Genomic DNA, 21073 nt, shown 5'->3' with positions numbered 1-21073 from the left:
AAGGAATTACGAATTACGAATGGGGAAATCCGATCAACCGGATAGCTTCACAAATGGCCCGAAGTATGTCAGTATCAATTTCACCCCTAACCATCGGTTAGGAACTCCTGTGACAACTCGCTCAACTTCTCACACAAAATAGGCCGTGTCAAATCGAACTCAATTATTAATCAGTAGTGTATTTATGGCTGTGATTGCCATAAGTACACCCCAAATTGCTCAAGCTACGGAAATTGTAGCTCAAGCCAACCCCCAAGCTAACAAACAGCTTAATGATTTGTTAGAACAGGGTCGGAAGTTGGTGGATTCGGGAGATGTGGAAAATGCCATTAGCATCTATACCCAGGCCGTTACTTTAGATCCTAGAAACCCGAAAATTTATTCTGGGATTGCCTACCTAGAAGCATTACGCGGTAACTTCCAAGTAGCAGCCCAATATTATCAAAACGCCTTAATCCTAGAACCCAATAATGCTGATTTTCAGTACGGTTTAGGGTTTACCCTCGCCAATTTACAACAATATGATGCGGCGGCGGACGCCTATCGTCGAGCCACAATGCTCAAACGAGACAATATCCAAGCTCACCAGGGATTAGCAGCCACCCTATTTCGCAAAGGGGACTATGCCGGGGCAATCCGAGCCTATCAAACCCTCCTGACCGTTGATCCGAGGAATTGGCAAGCCTATTCCGCCATGGGCATGGCGTTTCTGAAGCAAGAGAATGTAATGAAGGCTTTAGAAGTGCTACAACAGGCGGAGATGTTAGCCCCGAATGAAGCCAGTATCCAGATTAAATTGGGTGCTGCTTTACTCAAATATGGTGATCGCAATGGTGGAATTGCAGCCTTTGAAAAAGCCGCCCAACTCGCCCCCCGGGATGGCGATGTGCAATTCCAAATCGGTGAAATTTTCAAGGTGGAACAGAACTTTGAAGCCGCCAGCCAAGCCTATGAACGGGCTTTAGCCTTAAAACCGACCCTGATGGCAGCCAATGCAGCGTTAGGGGAAATTCAACTGGCGAAAGAAGATTATGTCGGGGCAATTATTAGTTATCGTCGGGTGATTGAAAATAATCCCGAGGATGCCGGAGCCCACTTTAATATGGGAATGGCCCTCAAAGGTCGGGGAAGTCGGGAGTCACAGGCGATCACATTTTTCCAAAAAGCCCTGGAACTTTATCAACAACAAGGAAATACTGAAGGGGTGCAAAAAGCCCAAGCTGCCTTAAAGGAATTGCAAAAGAAAAAGTAAATAGAAAACCGGGGCAGTAACTCGCTGCTGCCCTGCTATGATACTTTTCAATTAAGGAACAGTTTGATTTTTACCCAGTCGTATTTTGTAAATACTAAATATTATTTCTAAGTGAGGAGTCAAATATGACCATCAAAGTCAGCGCTCAAAGTTTATCTCAATATTTGATTAGCGCTGGTATCGCAATAGCCACGTTATTTTTAGGGGGACAGCAACCCGGTACCGCCCAAACCGCCCCTGCCACGGAAACCCTGAGTGCGGCTTCCTCTACCCCCATGCCGATTATTCCGAGTCAGTCCCTCAACCCCATGGTTCCCCCCTTGGATAACCCGGGCTTGTTTTTGCCCTCCTTAGAACAGCCCAAGCGTGTAATTTTACGGTTAGGTCAGCGCCGGGTTTATCTCTATCAAGGAGAACAGGTGATTGCCAGTTATCCGGTGGCAGTGGGGAAAGAGGGATGGGAAACCCCAACCGGGAATTTTAAAGTCATGCAAAAAATTGAAAACCCGGTTTGGCAAGATCCCTGGACGGGAGAAGTCCGTTCTCCCGGGCCAAATACAGCCTTGGGATTGCGTTGGATTGGCTTCTGGACAGATGGAAAAGATTCGATTGGATTCCATGGCACCCCCACGGTAAACTCCATCGGACAGGCGGCTTCCCATGGCTGTGTGCGGATGCGAAATGAGGATGTTGTTGCCTTATTTGAACAGGTTGATGTCGGAACTCCGGTTATTGTTGAACCTTAATCTAGTTTAGATATTATTGAGATTTTGGGGAATCAGGGAATGTTAAAGTCTCTCCTGATTCCTTTTTTTATTGTCTCTCAAGGGCAGATTAGGGTTATGATTTGGAAATCAATACTCATTCAAGGGGAAGAATGATGGTGCGGAAACGTCTTTCCGATATGGTACGCCAGGAAACGGAAAAAAGTTCAACGGCTGAAGTGGAAATTGTCCCGAATGAAAGTGTGGTGGTGACTGAATCAACCGCCTCACCTACAACATCGGTGATACAACCGGACTTAGAGGAGAAAATTGTTGAGTTGAAATCGGCTTTAGAAACGGTTCAAAATCAAGAGCGATCGCTTCAAGAAAAAGTATTACAATTACAAGCGGAATTAAACGACAGAAATCAATTTATTGCTCGGATGAAAACTGAAATTCAAGAAGCGGATTTAAAAGGAAAATTACAAAAAGCTCAAGATGCAGCCTTACAATTATCTGAGGTGAATTCTAAATTAATTGCGGAATTAAAAACCCTAAAACAAGAAAATGAATCGTTGAAAACAGCCTTGGAACCTAAAGCTCAACCTTTACCTTTGCCCCCGAAAGCGATCGAAAAACCCAAAGCCCATCCATTAGCCCGTCGTCCCTATTCTTCCACATCTCAACCCGTTTCCGGTGAGGATTTTTCTGATAGCACTTGGTTACTTTAGATCCCTATAGCAATCCTAAATGATTGGTGATAAATATAAGGGCGAGAAAACCTCGCCCCTACAATGACGATGATAAATCGGTTAATATCTAAGCGGGATTAGCTTGCAAAGATTCATCTAACAGACGACGAATTGATGCTTTTTCAATAAACCCCACTAACACCCCATTCCGAACAACTGGGACTTCATTTAACTGTTGTTGTTCCAGTAAATTCACGACTTCTAATAGGGATTGTTTAGCATCAATGATTGTTGTGAATTCAACGGGTTTCATGACTGTTTCAATATGAGTTAACGGCCATTGCGCGGTGGGAATAAGTTTAAGGTCATCTCCGCTAATTTGACCGACTAATTTGCCTACTTCATTGATGACTAAAAATTGTTGAATTGCAGGTTTCCCAATAATATAATCATTGACAAAGTTTCTTAATGAAATGTCTTGAGAAACCACGGAATTTTGATTCACTAAAGCATCCTCGGCGGTAAAACCCGATAATTTATTCCGCAGCTTGGCATCTTTGGCTAAAATCCCGGCATTACTAAATACAAACCACCCAATCAAAATTGTCCAGAAATTAGGAGACCCACCGGAGGTTAACAGAGGTAAAAATCCCAAGGAAATTCCGATTAAACCTAATCCTTGACCCGCCCGACTGGCAAAGATAGTCCCCTGATATTGATTCCCGGTAATTTTCCAAACCAACGCCTTGAGAATATTCCCACCATCAAGGGGTAAACCAGGAATTAAATTAAAGACCGCTAAGGCTAAATTAACATAAGCTAAAAGATTTACTAAAGCCGATAAAGCACCCGTTACTATCAAATAGGAGCCAATAAAATGCAACCCCAAAAATAATAATAAACTGACTAAAGGCCCGGCAATGGCAATCCAAAAAGCCCCGGCGGGTGTTTTCGCTTCTTGGTCTAACCCGGCTAATCCCCCAAATAAAAATAACGTAATAGATTTAACCTGAATTCCTTGTTTGATTGCTACAAAACTATGTCCTAATTCATGGGCTAAAACCGAAGCAAATAGGAGTAATGCGGCAATTAATCCGAGAAATAATGACAGTCCTAAACCTAATTGGGGAAATTGAGACCCCAAATTCCCCCCATAACTGAGGGTCATTAATCCCAGAATCAGAAACCAAGAAAGGTTAATATAAAATGGGATACCGAATAAATTACCGACGCGAATAGAGCCATTCATGTTGGCTACCTCTTATTAATTATCCAGAAGTAGATTCAACCTCTGGTCTTTTATAAACCTATTGTAACGAATTGTAAACAAACTTGGCAATCTCCTCTAGGTTGTATATACCAACCTATCAAGTACGGTTTTCCTCTATCAGTAACCCAAAGAAATAGTTTCCGTGATTCCCTATTTTACCCTAAAAATGCTATTTTCAAACCTGATAATAGGAGCGATACCATTCTACAAAGCGTTGGACTCCGACTTCTATAGAAGTATTGGGTTGAAAGTTGATATCTTGAATTAAAGCATCGACATCCGCATAGGTTATCGGGACATCTCCAGGTTGAATGGGCATGAAATTTTTGATTGCGGGTTTACCCAATGCCGTTTCTAAGACTTCAATCAAATGTAATAATTCAATCGGTTGATTATTCCCAATATTATAAAGTTTATAGGGTGCGTTTGTATGTGGGTTTTCACCGGATTGGGGAATTCTATCTAATGTTCTAATTACTCCTTCTACGATATCGTCAATATAGGTAAAATCCCGCTGCATTTTGCCATAGTTAAACACATCAATGGGTTTTTCTTCGAGAATGGCTTTGGTGAAAATAAACATCGCCATATCAGGACGATACCAAGGCCCATAAACAGTGAAAAATCGTAATCCTGTCATCGGAATATGATATAAATGACTGTAGCTGTGGGCGATTAATTCATTAGATTTTTTGGTTGCTGCATATAAACTAATCGGATAATCTACATTATCTTCTACTGAAAACGGTATTTTTTTATTTGCCCCATAAACGGAACTGGAAGACGCATAAACTAAATGTTTAATTGGGGAATAGCGACACCCTTCTAAAATATTAAGAAATCCCACTAGGTTACTATTAATATAAGCATAGGGATTTTTTAAAGAATATCTTACCCCGGCTTGGGCAGCAAGATGGGCAACTTGTTCAAAATTTCCCTGAACAAATAACTGATTGATTCCCTCTCTATCCGCTAAATCTAGTTTTTGAAAGGAAAATCCTGTTCGGTTTTTTAACTGTTCTAAACGGGCTTGTTTCAGAGAAACATCATAATAATCACTGAGATTATCAATTCCGATGATGGTGTCCCCTCGGTCTAACAAACGTTGACACAGGTGAAATCCAATAAATCCCGCCACCCCGGTCACTAATAAGTTAGCCATTTTTCCCCATATAAACTTCAATAACGAAAAGAAAAACAATAACTGATCCTGTTAGAATCAATTCATTATTGTAGTATAGCAGAGAACGGGAAATAGAGAAAGAGGTTAATTATGTTAAATAAAGGTTTAATGAGTTTAGGAATTTTACCCATTGTATTATTCAATAATTTTACCCTGAATTTGGGCAATTTTCAACCGCCAACAAATAACACTATTGTTCAAAATAATACCCAGGATACAACGGCTTTATTTCAACAGGGAAAACAATATTACAATCAGGGACAATATATTGACGCGGCTGAAATTTTACAACGGGCAATTTTAGGTTTTTCTCAACAGGGAGATCGGGTGAATCAAGCGATCGCTTTAAGTAACCTCTCTTTGGTCTTTCAGCAATTAGGACAATGGCAGAAAGCTGAAAAAACCCTGGAAGAAAGTTTGGGATTGATTCAGGATTCATCTTTTTCTAAACAACCTTTAATTCTAGCTCAAATCTTAGATATTCAAGGTCAATTACAACTAACAACAGGACAGCCTGAACAAGCTATTAAAACCTGGAAACAAGCCTTTAAACTCTATGCTGAAGCAGGAAATTGGTTAGGAAAAATTACCAATCAAATTAATCAATCAATTGCTTTACAAAGTTTAGGACTTTATCGACAATCTTTAAAAACCTTAACAGAAGTCAACGAAAATCTAAAATTGCAACCGGATTCTTTAATTAAAGCAACGGCTTTATTGAGTTTGGGAAATACCTTAAAACAGGTGGGAGATTTAACAACTTCTGAAAAGGTTTTAAAACAAAGTTTAGAATTAGCTAAAACCTTAAATAACTGGCAGTTATTAAGTCAAGTTTATTTGAGTTTAGCCAATCTTAATCGCAGTCAAAATAATTTGGATCTGGCTTTAAACTATTATCAAAATGCCACCAAAATTGCTCCCGATGCCTCGGGAAAAATCCAAGCCCTAATTAATCAATATAGTTTACTGATTGACTTAAACAAACAAACGGAAGCTGAAACTTTGTCAAATCAAATTCAATCTTTTCTGCCACAAGTTCCCGTCAGTCGGAGTTCAATTTATGCTAAAGTTAATTTTAGTAATTATTTAATCAAAGCTGAAAAAAAATCAGAGGGTAATTTTTCTGAAGTGATTGCCCTGATTAATACGGCAATTCAAGATGCTAAAAATCTACAGGATTTGCGAGCAGAATCCTACGCATTAGGAAGTTTGGGCAAGTTTTATGAACAAAATCAACAACCCTTAAAAGCCCAAGAGTTAACGGAAAAAGCATTGCTAATTGCCCAATCTATTAATGCCTCCGATATTGCCTATCAATGGCAATGGCAGTTAGGAAGACTGCTCAAACAACAAAATCACAAAAACGAAGCGATCACCGCCTATACAGAAGCCGTTAATAACCTAAAATCCCTGAGAAAAGACCTAGTATCCATTGACCAAAATGTGCAGTTTTCCTTTCGGGAAAGTGTGGAACCTGTCTATCGAGAATTAGTCGATTTAATTTTACAATCTCCCACCCAGGAAAACCTGAAAATCGCCCGGGAACTGATAGAATCCCTACAGGTCGCAGAACTCGATAACTTTTTCCAAGAAGCCTGTTTAGATCAAAAAATTAAACCCCAACAAATTGATCAAATCGATTCCCAAGCCGCCGTAATTTATCCGATTATTTTAGCGAATCGATTAGAAGTAATTATCTCAATTCCTGGTAAACCCTTACAACAGTATTCCACCACAATTCCTCAAGAACAAGTTGAAAATATCCTGCGGAAATTACGACTATCTTTCCAACCGATTTTTTCCACAAAAGAGCGGATAGAATTATCTCAACAGGTTTATGAATGGCTGATTCGTTCAGCCGAACAGGATCTCAAAAATAATTCGATTAAAACCTTGGTTTTTGTCTTAGATGGTTCCCTGCGGAATATCCCCATGGCTGCCCTATATGATGGTAAAAAATATCTCGTTGAAAACTATAATCTAGCCCTAACCCCCGGTTTACAACTCCTGGCTTCTCGCTCCCTAAAACCGAATCAACTACAAACCTTAACCGTCGGATTAAGTGAAGCTCGCCAAGGATTTTCCGCCTTACCTGCGGTTGCCTCGGAAATTCAACAAATTCAGGAAAATATTCCCACAAAAGTTTTATTGAATCAACAATTTACCCGGGATGCCGTTGAACAACAAATTCAAAAAAACGCCTTTCCTATCGTACATTTAGCCACCCATGGACAATTTAGTTCTAAAGCCGAAGATACATTTTTATTAACTTGGGAAAGTCGAATTAATGTTAAAGATTTAGATTATCTGCTTCGTAGTCGCCAACCCGGAGAACAAAACCCTGTGGAATTACTGGTTTTGAGTGCCTGCGAAACCGCCACCGGAGATCAACGAGCCGCTTTAGGGTTAGCGGGGGTAGCCGTGCGTTCGGGGGCGCGGAGTACCTTGGCGACCTTATGGCAAGTTAATGATACCTCCACCGCCTCCTTGATGGCACAATTCTATCAAGAATTAATACGGCCCCAAGTCACTAAATCCCAAGCCCTGCGCCAAGCCCAGTTAAAACTGTTACAGCAGCCTGAATATCAAGATCCCTATTATTGGGCTCCCTTTGTTTTAGTAGGAAATTGGCAGTGAATTTGTGACTCTGACCGTAGGTTATTAAAGATTTAATTGCGTTTGCTATCCTGGTTTTTAGATAGGTTTTTGATAAAATTAAAATATTAGTGCATCACCCGGGACAAATTCATCTCAGACCAGTCCCGTTGAATCTGATTCCATGATTTATTGGTATTCTTTGGAGACTTATACTTTTATGCCTCGGAAACATTTGCACCAACATTGGATTAGCCTGTCTCTCCTTACCCTTGTGGGAGGAGCTTTTGTTCCCCAACTGTCTGTTATCGCCCAGCCTAACAGTGCTGAGGGCATCCGAATCAGTATGGCTTTTGAACCCCCAGCCGGGGAAGGAATGCCCAGCCGCACCGCCGGGGGAGGTTCTCGCGGTCAATGCCCTAATGTTGCCCAGGGAATCAACCCCCCCTTAATGGCTTTAGTTCCGGCTTTTTCGACTCAGCCGAATAGCAAACAAACGGATATTAAAGGGTTGACGGTGGCAGCAACTCCGACCTTCTTTTTTTATGTTCCCCCAATTCCGGCAACCAAAGCCGCTTTTAGTCTGAAAGATCAAAACAACAACGACATTTACCAAACCAATGTGGCGATTTCTGATCAACAGGGAATTGTTAGTATTGAAATTCCCAAAGACACCCCGCCCTTAAAAGTTGGTCAAACCTATCGTTGGTCATTTGGGGTAATTTGTAGTGCGGAAAATACCACCGAACCTAAAGTTGTGTTTGTGACTGGGGAAATCAAAAGAACCGAACCCGATGCCAGCTTAAAGGCAAAATTGCAACAAGCTAAACCCTTGGAACAGGCTAAAATTTATGCTGAAAATGGGATTTGGTTTGAGAGTTTAACCACCTTAGCCAAATTGCGTCAAACTCAACCAACCGATAGCAATTTAACTCAAGAATGGAAACAACTTTTGGAATCCGTTGGTTTAGAAACGATTGCCAATCAACCATTTGTAAATACCCTTGATCATTAATTAAGGTTAAACTCCCATGCAGTATGAAGTTATGAAATCAAAAAAAACCGCCTTCAGACTTCATACTTTAAGAATGCGAGTTTCTTGGCAAGGGCTGAAGTTATTCCGTTATTTATGGTTAAGTCCATTGATAACCGCTTCAGTCATTGCCTTGCAAAGTACAGGTTTTTTACAACTTTTAGATTGGGCAACTTTTGATCAATTTGTCCGTTGGCGACCCCTGGAAGCTCCCGACCCTCGAATCGTTATTGTTACGATTGATGAACCGGATTTAAAAAAGCTCGGACAATGGCCAATTCCTGATGCTATTTTAGCAAAATTAATTAAGAAAATCAAGCAACAACACCCCGTTGCCATTGGCTTAGATATTTATAGAAACTTACCCGTTGAACCAGGGAATAAGGACTTAGTTACTGTTTTTAAAACTACTCCCAATTTAATTGGTGTAGAAAAAGTTGTTGAGGATCAAAATCGAGCTTCTATTGAACCCCCACCCATCTTAAAAGAGAAAGATCAAGTGGGGGCTGCGGATTTAATTTTAGATGCCGATGGCAAAATTCGTCGGGCATTATTATCCATAAAACCCCCGAATAGTCCTACAATTCTTAATTTGGGGGCGCGGGTTGCTCTGATGTATTTAGAAGCTCAAGGAGTGACACCGGAAATGACGGCAAATCATCAGGTGAAATTAGGAAAAGCCGAATTCATTAGATTTACTAAAAATGATGGGGGGTATATTCGTGCTGATGATAAGGGGTATCAAATCCTATTAAATTATCGAGGATCGCAGGATAATTTTAATAAAATTTCGATAACGGAGGTTTTAAATAATCAAATTCCTCCAGATTTTTTTAAAAATAAAATTGTATTAATTGGCCCCTTTGCTCAAAGTTTAAATGATTTATTTTTTACTCCCTATACCAGTAATTTATTTAGTATCAGCGATCGAACTCCTGGGGTGATTATTCATGCCAATATTGCCAGTAAAATCATTAGTAGCGCCTTAGATGGACGGCCTTTAATTTATGTTTGGTCAGATCGAATGGAGTGGTTTTGGGTATTTGTTTGGTCAACTTTAGGAAGTAGCTTAGGCTGGGTTTATGGGGGAACCCGTTGGACTGCCTATTGTTTGATTTTAGCGACCGGGAGTTTAATTCTGATTTCCTACTGGGCTTTTTTAAGTGGATGGTGGCTCCCCTTAATTTCTCCTCTATTAGCATTAGTTAGTTCGGGAATGGTGGTCACAGCTTATATTGCTAATGTTGAACGTCAAGACCGGAAAATGGTAATGACTTTATTTCAACGTTATGTGACTCCTAAAATTGCCGAAACAATTTGGCAAAATCGAGAGGATTTATTAGAAAAAGGTCAAATCATGGGACAGAAAATGATTGCTACTGTCCTATTTACTGATATTAGAGGATTTAGTACCATTGCTGAACAAATGGAACCAGCTATGTTAATGGGTTGGTTAAATGAATATATGAATGCTATGGCTAATACTGTGTTTGAACATGATGGAGTTGTGGATAAATTTATGGGGGATGCTGTGATGGCGGTTTTTGGAGTTCCTATTCCTAGAAATTCCGATCAAGAAATTGCTCAAGATGCCACATCGGCGGTATCCTGTGCTTTAGCAATGGGGGAAAAATTGCGCTCTCTAAATCAACATTGGAAACAACAAAATCAACCCATAATTTCTATGAGAATTGGGATTGCGACCGGAATTGTCGTAACCGGAAGTTTAGGAAGTTCTCAACGAATGGAATACACAACTTTAGGGGATAGTGTTAATATTGCGGCTCGCTTAGAAAGTTATGATAAATCGTTTTATAATCAAGGAATCTGTCGGATATTAATTAATGAAGAAACCCATAAACAAATTGATAGTAGGTTTCCTACCTGTTATGTTGGTCGGGTTCAATTACATGGACGTCAACAGTTAATTAATATTTATCAAGTCCTGAATGATTAAAATTATGGCGTTGTTGCCCGTTGTTGCGCTTCAGCGCACTCTTGATCAGAGTGTTCATCCCAACAACCAAAAACATTTGTTGTTGTGCTTCAGTGCCCTCATAAAGATTGCGCTGAAGCGCAACAACAAACTTTTAATTAGGATTAAAAGGAGTATATTTTCCCCCCAATGCTTCCACAATAGTTTTAGTATTTTTAACCAACATTTTAATATAGGTTTCTCCCGCACTTCCTGGAATTCCAATCGAATCAGAATATAACTGCTCTGGAGCTAATTTAACTCCCGATTCTTCCGCAACCGTTGTAATTAATTGCGGGTTAATAGTGGTTTCCGCAAAAATAGCTGGAACTCCCGCTTGTTGAATCGAACTCGCTAAAGTTTTAACAGTTTTTGCACTCGGTTGTTCTTCCGTACTAATCCCAATTAATGTACCAATAACCTCTAATTTATAGTCATGGGCATAATATTGAAACGCATCATGGGTTGTCACTAACTTTCTATTTTTAGGGGGAATAGTTGCGATTTGTTCTTGAATCCAAGTATCTAATTGAGTTAACTCCCGTGTCAATTTTGCTGCATTTTTATTGAAAATCTCCCGATCTTCAGGAGATAAAATAATCAACTCATCCCTAATTTTATTCGCCATTAAAATAGCATTTTTAGCCGTTCCCCAAACATGAGGATCGGGTTGTTTTTGTCCTTTATATTGAAAATCCAAAGGTTTAACTACCTCCCCCACAGCCACTTTTTTTCCTTGAGTTCCCGCCGCCCTAATTAACTTAATTAATCCCGGTTCTAAATTATAACCATTATAAAAAATTAAATCCGCCTTTTCTAAAGCAATACTATCTTGAGGAACAGGTTCATAAACATGGGGATCTGTACCCGGCTTTAAAATTCCTAGATGTTCAATTTCATCCCCAGCAATTTGTTCAGTTAAATCAGCAATAATTGTACTGGTTGATACTACTTTTGGTTGATTGCTATTAACAGAAAGGTCGGTTTTCCCTTGAGTACAACTACTTAATCCCGTTAACAGAATCCCGAAAAAAATACCCCTAAACCTTATAGAAAAGGACTTTTGAGCAATTATTGGCAACATCATTTTATGATTTTCATAATCTTTTCATTTTCATGATAGACTAGAAACATCATCCTCCCCCAAAAGGGAATAAAAAACACAGCAAACGCCGATGAACATTATAGACTTCCCCCATCCTAACCCAGCCTTAACTATCGACCACCTTAGCGTCAACTATCGCGGGGTAGAAGCATTGCGAGATATCTGTTTAAACATCCAACCCAGACGACTAACCGGGATTATTGGGCCGAATGGGGCGGGGAAAAGTACCTTAATGAAGGCGATGTTGGGGTTAATTCCAATGGGTAAGGGTGCGGTGGTCTATGACGGAAAACCCCTAATTCAGCAACGTCAACGGGTCGCCTATGTTCCTCAGCGATCGCAAATTGACTGGAACTATCCAGCAACAGTTTGGGATATTGTGATGATGGGGAGAGTGCGGAAAACCGGGTGGTTGCGTCCTTTTTCTGGAGTCAGTCGTCGCATCGCCACCCAAGCGTTAGAAAGGGTAGGAATGGTTGAATATAAACATCGCCCCATTGGTCAACTGTCGGGCGGTCAACAACAGCGTGTATTTTTAGCCCGATCTTTAGCCCAGGAAGCGGAGATTTTTTGTTTTGATGAACCCTTTGTCGGGATTGATCAAAAAACCGAAGCGGTGATTTTTAGTTTATTTCGAGAGTTAGCCGAATCGGGTAAAATTGTAATTGTGATTAACCATGATTTGGGGGAATCCATTGTTAATTTTGATGATTTGGTTCTTCTCAATCAAGAAGTCATTGCTATGGGCAATCGTCAACAAGTTTTGAAAGAAGATTATCTACAACAAGCCTATGGCGGAAAGGTATTTTTCTTTTCTGAAAATGTAGCTTAATTGATTTCGGGATGCAAACAATAACTGCCTTGTTAGTTAACAGTTAACTGTCATCAGTCAACTGTCAACTCCTTTTAATACAGCCGACTTAAAACATAATCTGCTAAACCAATTAACGCCTGTCGAGATTCACAAGTTTGAAAAGATTCCAAATACTTGACCGCTTGTTGGGCATGATAAGAGGCTAATTCCCTAGAGCGTTGAATCCCGGAGCTATCTTTAATTAAGGTCAAAGCCTGTTCTAAATCTCCATCAGCAGTAAATTCCCGCTCAATTAAAGTTTCCAGGTAGGGTTTTTCTTCTAAAGCATAAAGGGTGGGTGCAGTTAAATTTCCACTTTTGAGATCAGACGCTGCGGGTTTCCCTAATTCCTCGGTTAAACCCGTAAAATCCAAAATATCATCAACAATTTGAAAGGCTAAACCTAGATAACGACCATAGTTATATAAATCTTCGGTTTGTTGCGGAGAAACTTCACTCAAAACACCTGCGGCTTTAGAACTATTGGCAATCAAAGAAGCCGTTTTATAATAACTTTTTTCTAGGTAGGCTTCAATGGATAACCCTGTATCAAACCGATTCAGACCCTGTTGAATTTCTCCTTCTGCTAAATTCATAATCACCTGGGACAACAATTTCACCACTTCCAGGTTATCCAAATTGGCTAAATACCAAGAAGATTGGGCAAAGAGAAAGTCTCCTGCTAATACCGCAACTCGGTTATTAAACAAACTATGAACCGTTGGAACTCCCCGACGCATTTCAGAATCGTCCACGACATCATCATGGACAAGACTGGCGGTATGGATCATTTCCGTGATTTCTGCTAACCTCCGGTGCTTGAGGGTAATATTTTGATCGGGCATTGTCATTCGGGAAATTAACAGGACAATCGCAGGACGTACCCGTTTCCCTTTGACACTAAACAGGTGTTCTGCGGCGGCATACAAAATCGGATGTCGTGCACCGACAAGCTGTTTTAAGTTATCGGTTAACTGCCGCAGGTCTGCTTCAACTGGCGAAAATAAAAAAGTTTGCGATGTCATGGATTAGCCAACTCAGGCATTGAGTTAACAAAATTTTACATATTATAGTCTGATTCTAAGCTGTTTCGGCTCAGGGGATCGCATTTTTGCTAAAATATTGTATCGAGAACTCTCCGTAGCCGGAAGCAGTCCTCAAAAATTTAAACACCGTTAACCCTTTAAAAAGGTCGCTTCTGGTGCTTTTGCGCCCCCTTTCCCCTACTCTATTTTTTAGGCTCGGTGGGCGGATTAAATACTGAAAAAAATTTCCGTGAATAGCCTCCATTCTCTAATTTTTATGTTATCTTGGAAGCAGGAGTTTAAGGAATTCTATACATTAGGGACAACAGGTCTAGCGACTGGGTTCAGGAGAATCTATCGCCACCTAATTAATCTATTGGCTTAAGGATAGCCGTTAGGACTTCTCGACGAGCTTCTAACTTCATTCTGGTCATTAGGCTGTCCACAATATCGGTGAGGGGAGTCTCTATTTAGGGTTTGATGAGAGAATCCTGGGTTTTAAAGTAGGGAATCCTCTGCTGAGTTTCGGTATAAGCAATATTTCGGGGAAATGAGAATTTCCCTCGGAGATTTTCTATTTGTGGGTCATCAAGAGCGCAGGCGTTAGCGATCGCGTGTTGACCTGATGTAGCGGGTCTTAAACTTCTGTGATGCTCCTCCTCCTATTTCTTCGGGCTGACTCATGATGTTCTATAACGATATGCCTTTAACCATCCCGCTCCTGGCCGCGGGTTATGTTTTAATGATTTATTTACTCTTAGCCCTTGCTAAGTATACGACAAACATCTCCTGATCGTAGGGGCGAGGTCTCCTCGCCCATTACGGTGTCAGTGTAATTTGTTGACATCCTCACCGCCCTAGAAGTGCGGTGATTCCTCGCCGCGCCACCGTTTTCCGGATGGTCGATAACTGATTACTGATTACTGACGGTTACGGGTTCCATCGTGGGTAAGGTGGTGGCTTCTACTGCGGGAGTAAATCCCAACCACTGCACCGAAAGATCGGCAAACTGTTGAGGGCAGCCACTCACACAAAACCGCGTCGGTTTAGGAGACTGGGTGTTCTGCATTCCTAATAGTTCTAATTCCTTAGCAGTAGCTTTAACTAAAGAAACCGCCGGGTCAACCAACCGAACCTGAGCCGGAAGGATTGAGCGCAACACCGGGGCTAAATGAGGATAATGGGTACAGCCATAAATCAGAGTATCAATTTGCTGCTGAATTAACGGAGTTAAATATTCCCGTGCCACTTGATAGGTATAAGGATCATGAATTCGGTTTTGTTCAATGAGGGGAACAAATTCTGGACACCCCACTTGCCAAACCTGAACCGACGGATCGGTTTCTTGAATCGCATGGCGGTAGGCATTACTGGCGGCCGTGGCGGGGGTGGCAATTACTCCAATCCGTTTTCCTTGTCGAACTGCTGCTTGAGCACCCGGAAGAATAAGTCCTAGTATGGGGATATCAAATTCATCTTGAACTGTTTCTAAGGCCAGGGCGGAACTGGTATTACAGGCCATGAGAATCATTTTGGCGTCCTGTTGCATCGCCCAAAGAATAATCGGACGGACAAACTGCAAGATTTCCTCTCGTGAACGGGTTCCATAGGGCAAGTGCGCCGTATCTCCAAAGTAAAGAACGGATTCATTCGGAAGTTGGCGGTACAGTTCCCTTAAAACCGTTAATCCCCCCACACCACTATCAAATATTGCGATTCTTTTTTGTCGATTGTCCGTTGTCATGGGTTAAAAATCTGTCTTTGATTGTCTTTTATCGAGGGTGGATAGCTCAGTTGTCAAGTCTATCGACGGTTTAAAGCCAAGTATCCTTGCCCCGACCTACCCTACTGCATTACTTCTCGCGATTCAATCACCGATGCCGGAAACCCAACGGCTCAATTTTTGAGATCCATGGGTTGTAAGTCGAAGTCATTACGAGTATGATCTAAAAAGACAAGAACAAGGAGAATAGACTCCATGCAGGTTAAAGAAATTCCTCTCCGGCAGATTCGTCGTCCCCTGCCCCGGCAGACTGATCAAGCTAAAGTAGAACTATTAATGCAATCGATTCAAGAAATTGGGTTGCAAGAACCGATTGATGTTTTAGAAGTCGAGGGGGAATATTATGGATTTTCTGGCTGTCATCGCTATGAAGCCTGTACAAAATTAGGATTAGAAACCATTCGCTGTAATGTGCGAAAAGCGCCCCGTTCTATTCTGCAAAAACATCTGGCTTGAGGTAGATTTAGAAAGGTTTAAAATCCGATATAGTACCCCTAGTTTCCTGTCTGTTTTGAAATTTTCTATTCATCCAATAAAACCTTTAAAGGAGCTTTTTTAATCATGGTAACAACAAATCGTAAACAACGTCTTTATGCAACTCGAATTGATTTACCCGAAGCCACCCGCGCCAAAATTATTGAGATTCTTAATTACAGTTTAGCGACAACATTAGACTTAAAAACCCAAGTCAAACAAGCCCACTGGAATGTCAAAGGGATTAATTTCTATCAGTTGCATTTGCTGTTTGATGAAATGGCAACGGAATTAGAAGGATATGTGGATTTAATTGCGGAACGAGCGACGGCTTTGGGAGGGACAGCCATGGGAACGGCTCGGATGGCGGTTGCCGATACAATTTTACCTGAATTTCCCTTGGATCTCGCTAATGATAAAGATTATGTAGTGGCTTTAGCCGATCGCTATGCTCCTTATGGCAAAATAGTTCGAGAAGCCATTGATAAAACAAGCGCATTGGGCGACGCGGATACCACCGATTTGTATACTGGAATTTCCCGCGCCATTGATCAGCGCTTGTGGTTCTTAGAATCCCATTTACAAGGCAATTAAAGAGCCGTCAATGGCAGATAACTCGTGAACTAAAAATTAAAATGAGTGAATCTGCGTTGCCTGATTGTACTTCCCAATTGCAGGAATTAATGCAACGGGCGGGGGTTTCTAGCTTAGAAGAACTCAGTCAAAATGCTGGGGTTTCCCCGTTACAGATTATTCGACTGCGACGGGGACTGGCGCTGCAAACCCCTGTGGGTATTTTGCTGAAAATTAGCCAGGGTTTAAAGATTTCCCTGACCGAACTCCTATCGGTGTTTGCTGCGGGTGCTGTCCCAGATGAAGAAAAAGCCTCTCCAGGGAATTTGGCACAGGAATATCAACACTTACAAACCCAGATGGAACAGCAACGTTCTGTATTGCTGGAGGAATGGAAACGGGAAAGTCTGCACACCTTGGAGTCTTGGCTCTTACAATGGCCAACGGTGGTCTATCGAGTTCAAGAAAATCCCCAACTCCCGGCGGTCAAATTATTACGCTTTGTAAGTCCGGTGGAACAGCTTATGGGAGAATGGGGAGTAGAAGCGATCGCACCTGTTGGGGCAGAAGTTGCTTATGATCCCCATCTTCACCAGCTTTTGGAGGGAACGGCTCAACCCGGAGAACCGGTGATTGTGCGATATACTGGATACCGACAGGGAAGTAAACTGCTCTATCGCGCTAAGGTCAGTCCAGTATAGGCCTGTTCAAGTTAAATGGATAGATTTGGCATGGAGTTCAACTCAAAGCTATACTAACGGAGTCGAGCGAGTCTTATGGAGGGTTCAACCCCTAAAAAACTATGAGTTCTGATGTTAAAATTCTTAAACCTAACGGGATTTTGGATGGCACTAAAGCGAGTCAATTTCGGCAGGATATTGTTGCTTTAGTTGAGAAAGGAGCCAAGACCATATTAATTGACTTCCAAGATGTCACGTTTATGGATAGTTCTGGTTTGGGTGCATTAGTATTAGCTTTGAAAGCAGTCAGAGCGGCTGGAAGTCGATTATTTGTTTGTTCTATTAATGAGCAAATTAGGATTTTGTTTGAACTTACCAGCATGGATCGGGTGTTCGAGATTTTTGAAAGCCAAGAGAAATTTTTGGAATTTGTTGAAAGCTAACCTGGTGCTATTGGGTCACTAAGACGGGGTGAAAACGGGGGTTGATCTGAATTTATGCAGATTGGTGTTTCCCAATTTCACCCTCAATTCTATTCTTGATCAAAAGTTAATCAAAACTTACTTTTAGGAGTGAGAAATCATCATCAAAGGGATTGTTGGAATTATATTTTTTAACCGTATTTAATACCAATTCTAAAGTATCTGATTGTAAATGATTATATTCTGTTAAAATAGAGATAAATCCATCTAAACCCAACATCGTATTATTCTCTGGTGGTTGGATTTCATAAACTCCGTCACTAAAAATATAAAGATTACTGAATTCTGCAATATCGTGGGTTGCATCTATATATTCAGCGTCTAAAAACATTCCGACGGGCATTCCTCGGGTTTTTAACATTTCAATTTTGAGATTTTTTGGATCTTTGCCAGTTAACAAAATAGCGGGGGGATGACCGGCGCTAGAATACAATAATTTTCGAGTGGAAAAATCATAAACCCCATACCAAATCGTAAAATATTTATCGTTTTGGTAGGTCATTTGAAAGGTAGTATTTAAGGCTTTTAAAACGTTACTGGGTTGATAATAATTAATATTAGGAATTGCCCTAGATCGGAGTAAATTCAGCACGGAAACCGAAGGGAGAGCCGCTTTTAAACCATGTCCTGATGTATCTAATAAATAAATTGATAAATGGTCAGAATCTAGCCAAAAATAGTCAAAGGAGTCACCGCCTAATTGACGAGAAGGAATGAATTTAGTATCAATTCTGATCGGTTCCATTAAGGGTTCGGGAAGGAGCGATCGCACATACTCAGCGGCTTCGGCTAGTTCGGCTTCAATTAGTTGTTTTTGGGTTTGTAAATCTTGACTAAGTTGATGTAATCTTAATCCAGCCCGAACTCTAGCATAGAGTTCATTCATTTCAATGGGTTTAGAAATAAAATCATCAGCCCCCGCATCCAGCCCCGTAACCCGATCAGAAACCGAACCCAAGGAAGTTAATAGGAAAAACTGTGTGGTTGATAATTCCGGGGTAGCCTTAACTTGACGACAGACCTCAATCCCCGTTAGCCTGGGCATGATCCAATCACAAATAATTAATGCCGGACATAGCTGTTTAGCCTGTTCTATGCCTTCTTCACCATTAGTTGCCACACTGACATCATAACCCTGTTTCTTCAGCGTTCTTTTAAGAAGTTCTAAAATGGCAACATCATCATCAATAACCAGAATTTTAAACATGAGTGTTGAGGTACGTTGGTACACCAGATGAGGGTAATCAAGGCTAAGTTAAGACTTTTCTATGAATGCTCTTTGAGTATAGTCTAATTGGAGGGTTGACTGAATTTAAGATTGAAGGAATTTAGGATGATGTTCAGTTAATATTGAAGATTCATACAGTTTGTCCCATAAAAGTTCTGATTAATCCTCTGGAATTTTAGAGCAATAATTTTGTGCAATATTAATGTTCATCCATAGAAGGTCAGTTTAATTTCCAAGGAAGGTGTTTTAACTCCTAAATAGGTTGATTTTGCTTAAAGGTTACAACAAGTCGGGGGCGATCTCTCGCGGTGGAAAGAAGTATTTTACTTGATTTGGCACAACTACGGTTCAATCCAACTGCAAAACTTTCTAAAAATGCAGTAAAGTATAGGGAGACTCAACGAGCGATTACTGATTTCAGTCGGAATAATCAGATCGTTAGTCCCAAGCTGTCTCAGAGGTTCAACCGAGATCACTGGAGCTTGAACTTTCATTTTATGATCATAAACTTATTGTGATTGAATAAGAGGGTTTAAAACCATTGCCATTACCCCAAATTACCCAACTGCAAGTTCCCTCTAGCCTAGACAGTCTAGCTAAGGTCTTGTCCTGGTTTGATCAACTGTATCAGTCCTTTATTCCTAAATCCGTTTGGTTACGCTGTCAGTTAGCTTTAGCCGAGGGGTTTACTAATGCAGTTCGTCACGCCCACCAAGGACTTTCTTCTGATTTATATATTGATTTAGAAGTTACTATTTTAGATCGGCAAATTGAAATTCGGATCTGGGATTTTGGCGTACCTTTTGATTTAATGAAGAAAATCAAGGATATAACGAAAGAAATCAAGGATACTCCAACGGATAGTGATCCTCCTTTAGGTGGGGGTGGCACAAGAGGCTTACTATTAATGCGCGATATTGCGGACTATTTAAGTTATGAACACGGTGAAGATGGACGCAATTGTCTATTAATTATTAAGCAATTTTAAACTGATAACTGATTACTGATTACTGATAACTGATTATTGGTTCGGGTTTTAATAAACCATGAAGAATTTGTGTAGGCGGGTTTTGATGGGGCCAGGCAAAGGCATGGCGAAAGGCGGCTTGTTGACAGGCTTCTAATTGTTCAAACTCGATAATATCGAGGGTTAATAAATTCTCGTATTCAAAAGGTAAACGAACATTATGTAACCCCGCATTATCGGTACAAATCGCAATATCAACCCCGGCCTCAAAACAGCGTTCAAAGACAATTTTTAACTGCTGAATATCCTTGAGGGTTCCCGTTTTAATATAGGTGGTGGGACAAACTTCTAAACATTGATTATTTCTGGCTAATTCCGGTAATAATTCTGGATGTAATAACGGAATTTGGATGCCATGGCCAATTCGCATTAAATAGGGTAATAATTCAGGATAACAACCTTCCGGGGTTTCATATAAATGTCCGGTGGTTTTCAAGCCCAAGGATAGGGCATATTTGTACAAATTGATAAATTCATCCAACCGTTGAGCATAATGATTATCCCCTCCGGCGATATCAACTGCACAGACATATTGGGGCATTTGGGCAGCCAAATTAATAATCGCTTGATTGACTTCAAACGGAAGTCGGGTGTGCATACACAAAATTTGGCTGGTGATAATGGGGGTATCACTCAGTTGACTGGCTTTTCCCACCACCTCCACAATTTCAGCCATACAGTCAATTCTTTGGGACTGACTCAGATGTTCTGGGGTGCGTAAATAGGGTGTATAACGTAATTCTAAATAAGCTAAATTTTCAAAAGTATAAGCGCCGCGCATCAACCGATAAATAAAATAGGGGAGGGTTTCAACGGTCTGCACACTTTCCACCATGGTATGCAGTTCTAAATATTCATCTAAGGTATTGCGGGGTTTGGTATAAAAATCTTCAAACCGTTCATATTCTGCAAAACCTTGGGTAAACTGAGGGTTATGACGTTGGAAATACCGCCACAGAATGCGCGGTACAACTGAACCCCCTAAATGGCGATGTAACTCGGCGTGTAACGGCATAATAGAATGATGATGATATTGACCATTAACCATAGCATAGCCCTATATTTCACAAAACTTAATTTGACAGAGTGCCTGTAATCACAGATAATCAGGATTTGTGTAAACTGTCGGAGTGAAAACT

19 protein-coding genes are annotated in these 21073 nt (G+C 40.8%); 12 read left to right on the top strand and 7 right to left on the bottom strand.

Translation table 11 applies throughout. The annotated features are described in order from the left end of the window. The first annotated feature begins 145 nt into the window (after window positions 1-145). The 3 genes from AC2D3N_RS06855 (at window position 146) to AC2D3N_RS06845 (ending at window position 2687) form a co-directional block, all read left to right on the top strand. Window positions 146-1252 carry a tetratricopeptide repeat protein gene (locus AC2D3N_RS06855; protein ID WP_144017751.1) on the top strand — a complete coding sequence of 369 codons (1107 nt, stop codon included), beginning with the start codon at window positions 146-148 and terminating at the stop codon, window positions 1250-1252. A gap of 125 nt (window positions 1253-1377) precedes the next feature. Next, entirely contained in the window at window positions 1378-1998 is a 621-nt protein-coding gene (locus AC2D3N_RS06850) for a L,D-transpeptidase (RefSeq protein WP_079679375.1), read from the top strand. 131 nt (window positions 1999-2129) lie between these two features. Then, entirely contained in the window at window positions 2130-2687 is a 558-nt protein-coding gene (locus tag AC2D3N_RS06845) for a hypothetical protein (RefSeq protein WP_484693170.1), read from the top strand. A gap of 88 nt (window positions 2688-2775) precedes the next feature. Here the strand turns inward: AC2D3N_RS06845 and AC2D3N_RS06840 are convergent, their stop codons facing one another. Both AC2D3N_RS06840 and AC2D3N_RS06835 read right to left on the bottom strand, forming a co-directional pair. Further along, complete coding sequence (locus tag AC2D3N_RS06840) at window positions 2776-3897, bottom strand: site-2 protease family protein (RefSeq protein ID WP_484693169.1); 1122 nt, start codon at window positions 3895-3897, stop codon at window positions 2776-2778. A 196-nt stretch (window positions 3898-4093) separates the two neighbouring features. Further along, window positions 4094-5080 carry an NAD-dependent epimerase gene (locus AC2D3N_RS06835; RefSeq protein WP_484693168.1) on the bottom strand — a complete coding sequence of 329 codons (987 nt, stop codon included), beginning with the start codon at window positions 5078-5080 and terminating at the stop codon, window positions 4094-4096. A gap of 111 nt (window positions 5081-5191) precedes the next feature. On the opposite strand from AC2D3N_RS06835, the gene AC2D3N_RS06830 reads away from it, so the two are divergent. From AC2D3N_RS06830 to AC2D3N_RS06820, 3 genes are all read left to right on the top strand, one after another. After that, a complete protein-coding gene (locus AC2D3N_RS06830) occupies window positions 5192-7738 on the top strand; it encodes a CHAT domain-containing protein (RefSeq protein ID WP_484693167.1) in 2547 nt (848 codons plus the stop codon). Window positions 7739-7880: 142 nt separating this feature from the next. Further along, window positions 7881-8711 (top strand): DUF928 domain-containing protein, encoded by an 831-nt coding sequence (locus tag AC2D3N_RS06825; RefSeq protein ID WP_234996691.1) that lies wholly within the window; start codon window positions 7881-7883, stop codon window positions 8709-8711. 16 nt (window positions 8712-8727) lie between these two features. Next, window positions 8728-10686: a CHASE2 domain-containing protein gene (locus AC2D3N_RS06820; RefSeq protein WP_484693166.1), complete on the top strand. Its 1959-nt coding sequence runs from the start codon at window positions 8728-8730 to the stop codon at window positions 10684-10686. A 133-nt stretch (window positions 10687-10819) separates the two neighbouring features. On the opposite strand, the gene AC2D3N_RS06815 is transcribed toward AC2D3N_RS06820, so the two are convergent. Further along, entirely contained in the window at window positions 10820-11788 is a 969-nt protein-coding gene (locus tag AC2D3N_RS06815; protein ID WP_079679607.1) for a metal ABC transporter solute-binding protein, Zn/Mn family, read from the bottom strand. Window positions 11789-11879: 91 nt separating this feature from the next. On the opposite strand from AC2D3N_RS06815, the gene AC2D3N_RS06810 reads away from it, so the two are divergent. Further along, complete coding sequence (locus AC2D3N_RS06810) at window positions 11880-12641, top strand: metal ABC transporter ATP-binding protein (RefSeq protein ID WP_079679392.1); 762 nt, start codon at window positions 11880-11882, stop codon at window positions 12639-12641. Window positions 12642-12715: 74 nt separating this feature from the next. Here AC2D3N_RS06810 and sds read toward each other — a convergent pair whose 3' ends face one another. Beyond that, a complete protein-coding gene (gene sds / locus AC2D3N_RS06805) occupies window positions 12716-13687 on the bottom strand; it encodes a solanesyl diphosphate synthase (RefSeq protein WP_079679393.1) in 972 nt (323 codons plus the stop codon). Window positions 13688-14600: 913 nt separating this feature from the next. Next, a complete protein-coding gene (gene murI / locus AC2D3N_RS06800; protein WP_079679395.1) occupies window positions 14601-15431 on the bottom strand; it encodes a glutamate racemase in 831 nt (276 codons plus the stop codon). Window positions 15432-15665: 234 nt separating this feature from the next. On the opposite strand from murI, the gene AC2D3N_RS06795 reads away from it, so the two are divergent. The 4 genes from AC2D3N_RS06795 (at window position 15666) to AC2D3N_RS06780 (ending at window position 17640) form a co-directional block, all read left to right on the top strand. After that, window positions 15666-15926, top strand: coding sequence for a ParB N-terminal domain-containing protein (locus AC2D3N_RS06795; RefSeq protein ID WP_079679397.1), 261 nt, complete (start codon window positions 15666-15668; stop codon window positions 15924-15926). Window positions 15927-16031: 105 nt separating this feature from the next. Further along, on the top strand, window positions 16032-16538 hold the full coding sequence (gene dps, locus AC2D3N_RS06790; protein WP_079679399.1) for a DNA starvation/stationary phase protection protein Dps: 507 nt from the start codon (window positions 16032-16034) through the stop codon (window positions 16536-16538). 41 nt (window positions 16539-16579) lie between these two features. After that, window positions 16580-17218 (top strand): helix-turn-helix domain-containing protein, encoded by a 639-nt coding sequence (locus AC2D3N_RS06785; protein ID WP_079679400.1) that lies wholly within the window; start codon window positions 16580-16582, stop codon window positions 17216-17218. Window positions 17219-17319: 101 nt separating this feature from the next. Further along, a complete protein-coding gene (locus AC2D3N_RS06780) occupies window positions 17320-17640 on the top strand; it encodes an STAS domain-containing protein (protein ID WP_079679402.1) in 321 nt (106 codons plus the stop codon). 106 nt (window positions 17641-17746) lie between these two features. Here the strand turns inward: AC2D3N_RS06780 and AC2D3N_RS06775 are convergent, their stop codons facing one another. Then, on the bottom strand, window positions 17747-18886 hold the full coding sequence (locus AC2D3N_RS06775; protein ID WP_079679404.1) for a PP2C family protein-serine/threonine phosphatase: 1140 nt from the start codon (window positions 18884-18886) through the stop codon (window positions 17747-17749). Window positions 18887-19448: 562 nt separating this feature from the next. Here AC2D3N_RS06775 and AC2D3N_RS06770 point away from each other — a divergent pair. Continuing rightward, window positions 19449-19895, top strand: coding sequence for an ATP-binding protein (locus AC2D3N_RS06770; protein WP_144017753.1), 447 nt, complete (start codon window positions 19449-19451; stop codon window positions 19893-19895). A gap of 19 nt (window positions 19896-19914) precedes the next feature. Here the strand turns inward: AC2D3N_RS06770 and AC2D3N_RS06765 are convergent, their stop codons facing one another. Beyond that, on the bottom strand, window positions 19915-20949 hold the full coding sequence (locus tag AC2D3N_RS06765; RefSeq protein ID WP_079679608.1) for an amidohydrolase family protein: 1035 nt from the start codon (window positions 20947-20949) through the stop codon (window positions 19915-19917). Window positions 20950-21073 lie beyond the last annotated feature (124 nt).

The organism is Planktothrix sp. PLAVEN19ND (assembly GCF_057220675.1).
The sequence above is the reverse complement of the archived record's forward strand: the minus strand, read 5'-3'. Positions and strand labels throughout refer to the sequence as shown.